At 60.4% G+C, this 9,342-nt stretch carries 8 protein-coding genes and 1 pseudogene; 7 read left to right on the forward strand and 2 right to left on the reverse strand.

Annotated elements, in window-relative coordinates; translation table 11 throughout:
* Window positions 1–682, forward strand: a pseudogene (locus tag ACIREA_RS19165) (hypothetical protein); the annotation flags it as partial.
* 503 nt (window positions 683–1,185) lie between these two features.
* Here the strand turns inward: ACIREA_RS19165 and ACIREA_RS19170 are convergent.
* Window positions 1,186–2,481, reverse strand: coding sequence for a DUF1501 domain-containing protein (locus ACIREA_RS19170; RefSeq protein ID WP_397383944.1), 1,296 nt, complete (start codon window positions 2,479–2,481; stop codon window positions 1,186–1,188).
* Window positions 2,482–2,862: 381 nt separating this feature from the next.
* Between ACIREA_RS19170 and ACIREA_RS19175 the strand changes: the two genes are divergently transcribed.
* Both ACIREA_RS19175 and ACIREA_RS19180 read left to right on the forward strand, forming a co-directional pair.
* Window positions 2,863–3,111, forward strand: a complete 249-nt coding sequence (locus ACIREA_RS19175) for a hypothetical protein (RefSeq protein ID WP_397383945.1) — start codon at window positions 2,863–2,865, stop codon at window positions 3,109–3,111.
* On the forward strand, window positions 3,108–3,542 hold the full coding sequence (locus ACIREA_RS19180; RefSeq protein WP_397383946.1) for a PIN domain-containing protein: 435 nt from the start codon (window positions 3,108–3,110) through the stop codon (window positions 3,540–3,542). The genes ACIREA_RS19175 and ACIREA_RS19180 overlap by 4 nt, the downstream gene beginning before the upstream one ends.
* Window positions 3,543–3,572: 30 nt before the next feature.
* On the opposite strand, the gene mutL is transcribed toward ACIREA_RS19180, so the two are convergent.
* Window positions 3,573–5,489 carry a DNA mismatch repair endonuclease MutL gene (gene mutL / locus ACIREA_RS19185; RefSeq protein WP_397383947.1) on the reverse strand — a complete coding sequence of 639 codons (1,917 nt, stop codon included), beginning with the start codon at window positions 5,487–5,489 and terminating at the stop codon, window positions 3,573–3,575.
* 136 nt (window positions 5,490–5,625) lie between these two features.
* Here mutL and ACIREA_RS19190 point away from each other — a divergent pair, with 136 nt between their 5' ends.
* The 4 genes from ACIREA_RS19190 to ACIREA_RS19205 all read left to right on the forward strand — a co-directional run.
* The gene (locus ACIREA_RS19190) at window positions 5,626–5,958 is read left to right on the forward strand and encodes a HesB/IscA family protein (protein ID WP_397383948.1); all 333 of its coding nucleotides are present in this window, start codon (window positions 5,626–5,628) and stop codon (window positions 5,956–5,958) included.
* Window positions 5,959–6,108: 150 nt separating this feature from the next.
* A complete protein-coding gene (locus tag ACIREA_RS19195; protein ID WP_397383949.1) occupies window positions 6,109–6,903 on the forward strand; it encodes a hypothetical protein in 795 nt (264 codons plus the stop codon).
* A 444-nt stretch (window positions 6,904–7,347) separates the two neighbouring features.
* Entirely contained in the window at window positions 7,348–8,457 is a 1,110-nt protein-coding gene (gene purN, locus ACIREA_RS19200) for a phosphoribosylglycinamide formyltransferase (protein WP_397383950.1), read from the forward strand.
* On the forward strand, window positions 8,454–9,342 hold an 889-nt coding region (locus ACIREA_RS19205), incomplete at its 3' end, for an ATP-dependent helicase (protein ID WP_397383951.1). The genes purN and ACIREA_RS19205, both read left to right, overlap by 4 nt.

Below are 9,342 nucleotides of genomic sequence, written 5' to 3' on the forward strand. Positions count from 1 at the left end.
CAGCAGCATGCCGGATCATTTTCGCGGCTACTCCCTGGCGGATGTTTCCACCGAGAAACGCCGCGCCTACCTCGCTGCCGAAATGCAGCGCGCCCATGAGGAATGCGGCGGCATCCACAGCGTCTTCATCGATGGCGTGGCCGACCTCTGCAAAAGCCCGAATGACGACATCGAAGCCTTCGCCTTGGTGGAGCACCTCGCGCAGCTGGCGATCACTTACGCCTGCCCCATCATCGTCGTGCTGCACGAGAACCCCTCCGGCTTTGAAACCGGCAAGACACGCGGCCACCTCGGCAGCCAGCTCGAGCGCAAGGCGGAGAGCAACCTCCGCATCTCCAAGGATTCCCGGGGCGTCCCGCTCGTCTTCTCCGAGCGCTGCCGCCACGCCTGCATCCCGCGTGAAAACGGCCTGCGCTTTGAGTGGTCCGTGCCCGAAGGCATGCACGTCACCGTGGAGGCGGAGACGAAGGAGAGCAAAGCTGAGACGGCGCGAAAAGTGGAGCAACCTGAGTGCCAGGCGGTGTTTGCGGGGCATGTGGGGGAGGTTTCGTACACGGATCTCGTGCAGCTCATCATCACGCGCGCGCACCTCTCGGTGGCCACGGCCAAGCGCCGCATTCCCAAGTGGCTCTCCATCGGACTGCTGAAGCATGGGCCGACGGGCGGCTACTACCGTGCCTGATGCTTTGGTATCAGGTATCAAAGGGGTATCAAATCGGTATCATGATACCGACGTGAGGTTGGTATCAAGGTATCACTCCCTATATATAGGGAGTGATACCTTGATACCAAATCCCCAACCCCAATGGGGATACTGATACTGAGCCTGAACCCAACGGGTGAACCTCAATGATCCTGTGAACCTACCGCCGGTGGAAATGGAAACTCACCCCCATTGTCCCACCCATCCCTGACCCTGTGAACCTGCTGCAGGCTGTGAACTTGTTGCGGGCTATGAACTTGCCGCAGGCTGTGAACTTGCTGCGGGCTGTGAACTTGCTGCGGGCTGTGAACCTGCTGCACGCTGTGAACCTCCCGCCGGTGCCCCTCCAGATGGGACTGCGGGACTTGGCAAGTCCTGGTCCTTGGTCACCTGCGGTGCCCCCCAGATGGGACTTGGCAAGTCCCACTCCTTGGTCTTTCCAGACGGACTTGGCAAGTCCGGCTCCTTGGGCAGGGGGTGTTCTAGCCGAAGAGCTGCGTGATCGGCCTGCCCTTGTCTGCGACGGTGAAGGGGCGCTTGCTGGGGCTGTAGAGGACCTGATCCAGCGGAATGCCGAGGCCGTAGGCGATGGTGGCGTTGAAGTCGGGGATCGTCACCGGATTGACGGTGGCTTCCAGGCCGGAGTCATCCGTGGCACCATAGACCTGGCCGCCGCGAATGCCGCCGCCTGCCATGAGGCAGGTGAAGCCGCGCGCGTGGTGGTCGCGACCGTCGTTCGCATTGATCTCGGGGGTGCGGCCGAATTCGGTGGCCAGCACCACCATGGTATCTTGTAGCAGGCCGTGGGATTCCAAATCCTGCAGGAGGGTGCTCAGTGCGGAGTCGAGTTCATCGCACAGTTCAGGGACGCGGGTGAAATTGGCATTGTGGGTGTCCCAGCTTCCAAAGGAGACTTCGACAAAGCGCACGCCGTGTTCCACCAAGCGGCGGGCGAGCAAGCAGCCCTGGCCGAAGCGGTCGGTGCCGTACTTGTTGCGCAGGGCCTCAGGCTCCGCGCTGAGGTCGAAGGCGGCGAGCTCCTCGCTCTTCATCATCTTGAGGGCGTCGTCGTACATGTCGGCATAGGCGCGCACGTTTTTGACGTTGTAGGTCTCGGCAAACTGGCGGTCGAGCTGCTTGGCGGTGTTGAGGCGGCTGTTGAAGCGCTCTTCGGTGAACCACTGGTTGGTTTTCACGTTGTTGATGCCGCTTTCGGGATCGTTGATCATCAGCGGAGCGAAGCGGCTCTCAAAGAATCCGGCGCCGGGATGGCGGCTGTCGTTGCCGATCATGACGCTGCCGGGTAGCGTGGGATTGCCGCGATCCTGAAACTTCTGCAACCACGCCCCCATGGCCGGATGGCGGATGCTGCTGCGCATGGTGTAGCTGGTGTGCTGGTAGTAGTTGCCCTGCTCATGCGCGCCCTGTGTCGTCATCATGCTGCGCACCACGGCCAGCTTGTCCATTTGCCGGGCGATGAGAGGGATGTTTCCCGCGACGCGGATGCCGTCCACGTTAGTATTGATGACCTTGGTCAGGCCCATGATTTCCTTCTTCTCCGGCTTCGGATCAAAGGTGTCCAGGTGGCTCATGCCGCCGTTCATGTAGAGATAGATGACATTGCGCGCCGTGGCTGCCTGCTTCAGCGGTGAAGCTCCCTGACCGGGGGCTGCCAGAATGCGGGAGCCGAAGTGGGCTGCCGTGCTGACGCCAAGAAAGGTTTTGGCGGCACCGGAGACAAACGTGCGGCGGCTGAGGTCGTTGCGGAAAGGATTCATGGACAGAGCAGGGGATGGGGGATGCGGCCCTTTAACGCAGGCAGGCGGCGGACTTATCACAAGATTTGCGTTCTTTGTCGCCTGGAGGTCAGGCCTCCGGCCTGACAACGGCCCGGGGCTTCCAGCCTTCGGATCAAAGGCGAGACGCCCCGATCCGTCTGACGGGCGGGACGCCCATCCTCCGTGGTGCGGCGTGCTACCCCGGCGCTCTTTGCCCAAGATTGTCCCTGAAAGTTGACCACGGAATACACGGAAACCGGAGCCTGCTTCAAGTTTCCGTGTATTCCGTGGTTAATCCCATGGGTTGAATGCGTATCCAGAGGGGCTTTCCCTGGTTTCCTCAACGTTGACAACCGAAGTGCGGACATGGATACTCGGGGCATGAGTTCACTGGCCTTGGAAATTGATCTCGCGCTGCAACGTCTGGACCCGCCCAAAGCCTCCCGGCTTGAGCGACTGCTGCGCGATGGTCTGGCGCTGGCCTTGGGTGATGAAGCCCCGGTGATGCCCGCGCCTTCCCCCACAGCCAGCAGCCGCAGCGAGTTGTTTGCGCGCCGGTTTGCACCACTGAACGCGGTGCCAGATCGTGATTTGAGCGACATCGTGAACGAAAACCGTGGCGAATCATGACCGTCACGGCGGACGCCAGCTTTCTTGTGTCGCTCTATGGTGTGGATGTAAACACCCCTGCTGCGCGTGCTTGGATGGCAGCCAATGCGGAGCCGGTCTTGTTAACCGGAGCGCTGCGGTTTGAGACGGAGAATGCTCTGCGACTCGCCTGCTTTCGTGGACGCATCACGGCGGCAGAGCTGGCGCAGGCCTTGTCTGAGATCGAAAGTGATCTGGCGCAAGGCATCCTCATCGATGTGCCTCTGGCCTCGGACCTGCATTGGGAGGCATGCCGGCGGATCAGCACTGCGCATACTCTGACCACAGGTTCCCGTGCTTATGACATCACCCATGTCGCTGCAGCGCTTGTGCTGAGAGCTGATGTGTTTTTGAGCTTCGATGGAAGGCAACGGACACTGGCAAAGCTGATGGGCTTGCATGGGGCACCGTAAGCCTGAGAAGTAGAAAAGAGAATCGAGAGCCTACCCCGGAGCTCTCCGCCCAAACTTCCGCTCCAGCTCGCTGGTGGAAATTTGCACCAGGGTGGGCCGGCCATGCGGGCAGCAGTAGGGCATCTCGCAGGCGAAGAGGTCTTTCAGCAGCGCCTGCATCTCGGGGATGGAGAGCACGTCGTTGCTCTTCACCGAAGCGCGGCAGGCGATGGTGGCGATGGCGTCTTCGCTCAGGCGCAGGCTGGAGGATTTGGTGCTCAGGCTGCTGAGCTCCTCGATCACCTGATCCAGCCAGGCGGCGGGGTCGTCGGTCTTTAAAAACGAGGGCAGGGTTTCCACCTTGAAGATGTTCGGACCGAAGGGCTCGATCTCGATGCCCAGGCGGTTCAGCGAGGGCAGATTCTGCCGTAGCAAATCGGCATCTCTGGGCGTGGTTTGCAGGGTGACGGGAAGCAGCAGCCGCTGGCAGGGCACGCCGCCGGACTCGATGGCGCGGCGGAATTTCTCGAAGTTCACCCGCTCATGCGCGGCGTGCTGGTCCATGAGGACGAGCCCCTCTTTGCCTTCCATGAGGACGTAGAGCTTCTGCAGCACGCCGATGATGCGGTACTCCGGTGGCTCGGCGGGCTCGGCTTTGGCCGGGGCAGGGGAGGGCTGCGGAGCTTCCTCTTCCTGAGCTTCTTCGGGTGCCGTTGCTTTCGGGGCCTGAGGCTCAATGACAGGAGCGCTGCGACCGGCGGCGATTCTCTCCAGCACGTCGGCCACGCGATGAGAGAGGGCTGGTTGCGGCTGTGGGGTGGATGCCGGCGCAGGTGCGATGTTGCGCAGCGGTGCTGACGAGGCCGCCACAGGCATGGCAAACTGCTCCTGACGGCTGTCGGGCACCAGCGGCACTCGCGCTGGCGCAGGGGCGGCTGGCACGGCGCGTGCGGGGGCATGACCCGTGGGCAGCTTGGCGGCGTTCTCCAGCGTGTGGCTCACACAGCGGGAGATGGCATCCCGCACGCTGTGACCATCATGAAAGCGCACCTCTTTTTTGGCCGGATGCACGTTCACATCAAACGCATGCGGGTCCATCTGGATGAAGAGGAAGGTGACCGGATACTGCCCCTTCATCAGCGCGGTGTGATAGCCTTCGCGCAGGCCGTAGGAGATGCTGGCGCTTTCGATCGGGCGGCCGTTCAGATACGTCGTCTGCATCTGGCGGTTGGAGCGGCTCATGCCCGGTCCGCCGATGTAGCCGGAAACGGTCACGCCCTGCACGGTGGTTTCCTCAACTTTGAGCAGGCGGGAGGCCAGTTCATCGCCCACCAGGCCGCGAATGCGTTCCAGCATGTCGCGCGTGGCCGGCAGGTGCAGCACCAGCTCGCCATTGTGAGTCAGGGTGAAAGCCGTCTGCGGATTGGCGATGGCATGCAGCCGCAGCTGCTGCTCCACGTGGGCAAATTCCGTGTTCTCCGTGCGCAGGAATTTGCGGCGCGCAGGCACATTGAAAAACAACGAGCGCGCCTCGATGACGGTGCCGGGAGCGCCGCCGTGATCGCGCACTGCCACCAGCTTGCCGCCATTCACTTCAATTTCTGTGCCCACCAGCGCCGATTTCTCACGGGTGGCAAGCCGGAAGCGCGACACGCTGGCGATGCTGGGCAGGGCCTCGCCACGAAACCCAAAGGTGTGGATCGCGCCGAGGTCCTCCTTGGTCCGTATCTTGCTGGTGGCATGGCGCTCCAGACACAGCATGGCGTCCTCCCTGTCCATTCCGCTTCCATCATCGACAATGCGAATCATCGCGATGCCGCCGCGCTGGGCATGCACCTCAATGTGAGTGGCTCCGGCGTCCAGGCTGTTCTCTACCAGTTCGCGCACCAAAGCGGCCGGCCGCTCCACGACTTCCCCTGCCGCCACCTGGCTGGCGAGTGCGTCTGGAAGAATGCGTATTTTTGCCATGTATTTCGATAAAGTGCGGGGTGGGACGCGTAGCCTGTACCACAACCCAGAAATGTTATCTTGGATGCCAGATGGGGATTTGCAATCTCCGTGCTTCTCGGGCATCAGACACACGCCCGCCATTGCCTGCTCACCCATGATTTCCCTCACCTCCAGCGCCATCGAACATCTCAAATCCCTCATCGCGGAAAAGAACGCCGAAGCGGGCACCGGGCTGCGCCTGCGAGTGGAGAAGGGCGGCTGCGCTGGCATGCAGTACGTCATGGGCCTTGATCAGGCCAAAACCGACGACGAGGTGCAGTCGCAGGAGGGTGTCTCGATTATCATCGATCACGAGAGCCTCGGCTACCTGCGCGGCTGCCAGATCGATTACGTCGATTCCCTGGCAGATGCCGGATTCAAGCTCTCGAACCCAAACGCCGCCCGCAGTTGTGGCTGCGGCACGTCCTTTGAACCTCAGACCACGTGAATCTAAGCCTCAGATTCATTGACTCCGTTGGCCATTATTGAAGCAATCTTGTTGCCAACTTATTCACAAAATTTCCTTTTCAAATTCAGTCGATATTGTAGAATTTGAACATTCCTGATTTATAAATACTAAAATTTTCGCAAAACTGTCATGCAAATCCGATTTTTGAGCGACGGCAATGAGTACCGTTCTTACGGTGGCGGGAGCTTTTCCAAGAAGAAAGACTCCGGCGGCATTTTTTGGTGGACCATTCTCATCACTTTGCTGATGGGCTTCGCCACCTTTTGCTGGTTCTTCAGCATCATGGTGTTCGCTCACCCTGAAAAACCATTCAATTACCGGGTGCTTGCCCGCTTCGACAAGCTCGATCCGCTGCGCAAGTTCACCAACTACACCGTGCCGCAGGGCAAGTTTCTTCCTGCGCGTGATGTGCTGGCCGAGTTCTATGCCTTCAATGGCGAGCAGCTTGCCGTGAAGAACGATCTCCTCAAGCGTTCCTACATCCGCAACTACAAGCAGGAGCAGCCCCTCTATGTGAAGGGCACCTTTCAGGTGATCAACGCCCGTCCGCTCACCGCTAGCGATGTCATCACCGAAGGCTGGGTGGTGCGTGCGCGTTCCGCGGACATCGAGGACGTGGACATCGAAATCGTGCTTCCGGGCAACAAGGACAAAGCTGACCCGTATCAGGTGGGCGACTCCCTGGTTCTCGATCAGAAGAGCACCTTCGCCGCCGCGCTGCACGTGCAGAAGTTTGATCAGGAGCGCGTCTGCATCACGCTCATGCCTCTCGCCTATCAGGGTTTTGCCACCAAGGCTGGTGCGCAGTTCAAGATGGCTCCGCCCGTCAAGCTCAACATGGACGCTTACTGGCCCCTCACACGTGATCCCGGCGCCGCTGTTCTTGAAAGCACCACCGACAAGGTCGTGTCCAAGCAGGGCTGAGTCTTATCTCTGAGATTTCAAAAAAGCGGAGGGCATCGCCTTCCGCTTTTTTTGTGCTCAGTACGGAGGAATGCCTTCTAATCACATAGCGGGATACATCGGGGTAGTTAAGGGTAGAATGTGGTATGCTGGGTGCGCTCGCGCTCATATATGGACTGCGGTCGCGGAGTGAGGAACGAACGCAGCTACCGCTTTCGACGTGCTGATCGGCTCACGCATACCTCGGGTAGTTCGAGGGCGGCAGCCTGTGAGTTCTCGCCAGCCGGTCAGCCCACGCGTGCCACGAGAACGCTCGAAAGCGGCAGCTTCACCCTTTCAGGGTTGCGCAGCCGCACTCCAAATTCGCTCTGGGCGCGGCTGCACACTCTTTCCCACTCTCTCCATCCTTTAAATTTCAAACCTCTCCCACCTTGCATCCGCCACGCTTCGCGCCAATAGCAAAGCATGCCCGATGACTACAATCCCGCCACCATCGCCGATGTCCGGCGACTGCGTGACACCCTGGATCAGCAGGGAAAAAAACTGGTGTTCACCAATGGCTGCTTCGATCTCCTGCATGCAGGCCACGTGCGTTACCTTGAGCAGGCCCGTGCGCTCGGAGATGCCATGGTGGTCGCTTTGAATTCAGATCAATCCGTGCGCCAGCTCAAAGGCCCGGATCGTCCGCTCAATCCCGAGCATGATCGTGCGGAGGTGATGTCCGCGCTCCGGGCCGTGGATGCCGTCGTTGTATTTGATGATGAACGTGCCACCTCGCTCATCGAAGCCATTAAACCGCACGTGTATGCCAAAGGCGGTGACTATACCGTGGAGTCGCTCAATCGTGAAGAACGCAACGCGCTGGAAGCCGCAGGCACGCAGATTTCCATCCTGCCGCTGGTGCCCGGGCGCTCCACCACGAAGACCATCAACAAGATGCAGGCGGGTGATGGCGGCACGAAAAGCAATGGCCTGCTGCGCATCGCCGTGCTGGGCTCCGGCGCAGGGTCCAATCTTCGCGCCATCATCGCTGCCATCGCGGACCACAAGCTGAAGGCTGAGATTGCGATCACCATCACCGATCAGGCGGAATCCGGTTTTCGGGAAATCGCCCGCGCCGCCGGCGTGCCCGCGTTGTTTGTCGATGGCGGTGACAATCCGCGCCGCCTCAGTGACGCGGCACAGAAGGAAATCTTCGAGCATCTGGAGCGCGCACGCATTGACGTCGTCGTGCTCGCGGGATTCATGCGCATTCTCAAAGAGCCGGTGATCAGCGCGTATGCTGGTCGCATTGTGAACGTGCATCCGTCGCTGCTGCCGAAATTCAAAGGAGCCAATGCCCCGCAGCTTGCCATTGATGAGGGTGCGCTGGAAACCGGATGCACCGTGCACCTCGTCACCGCCGAGATCGATGGCGGTCGCATTCTGGCGCAGGCCAAGGTGCCGGTAAACATCGGCGACACCGCTGAGAAATTGCATGCACGCATCAAGGTGGAGGAGCACAAGCTCCTGCCCCAGGTGCTGAATGAATGGCGTGAACGTGGTCTTCCCGTGCGAGGTGCGGGTGCGCCATGAGCCACGGATTTACAGGCACCCTCAATGCCCAGCAGCGTGAGGCCGCCACCACCATCAATGGGCCGCTGCTCATTCTCGCAGGTGCAGGCACAGGCAAGACGCGCGTGCTCACCGCGCGCATCAGCTTCATGGTGAACGAGGGCATCAATCCGAAGAACATCCTTTCGGTCACCTTCACCAACAAAGCCGCCAACGAAATGCGCGAACGTATCAAAGGCATGGTGCGCGACGGCCTCGGCAAGAAGGTCGTGGTCGGCACTTTCCATGCCTTCTGCGTTCGCCTGCTGCGCGAGTTTGCCGAGCACGTGGGCTACAAGAACAACTTCGCCATCTACAGCCAGGGCGAGCAGGAGACGCTGATCAAGCGGGTGCTGCAGACCCTGCTGGTGAAGGACGAGACGCTGGACCCCAGCATGGCGCTCTCCCGCATCAGCAAGGCCAAGAACGCGGGTGAGGGTTTGGGCGATCCCAAGGAAAGCCTCGATGCCGCAGTGATGGAAAAGTACATGGACGAGATGCGCGGGCTGAACGTCATGGACTTCGATGACCTCATCATCCTCGGCGTGCGTCTGCTCGAAGAGCATGCCGATGTGCGTGCCACGGTGCAGAGCCGCCACCACTACGTGATGGTGGATGAGTTCCAGGACACCAACTCCCTCCAGATGCGCCTGCTGCGTGCCCTGGTGCCGGCGCCGTACAATGTCTGCGTGGTGGGAGATGACGACCAGTCCATCTACGGATGGCGCGGTGCGGAGATCACCAACATCACCGAGTTCGAAAACTTCTTCCCCAATCCCCATGTGGTGAAGCTGGAGGAAAATTACCGCAGCACCACGCCCATCCTGCACACGGCAAACAGCCTCATCAAAAACAACATTGGCCGCC

Origin of the sequence: Prosthecobacter sp., assembly GCF_044373815.1 — a bacterium.
Classification (GTDB): Bacteria; Verrucomicrobiota; Verrucomicrobiia; order Verrucomicrobiales; family Verrucomicrobiaceae; genus Prosthecobacter.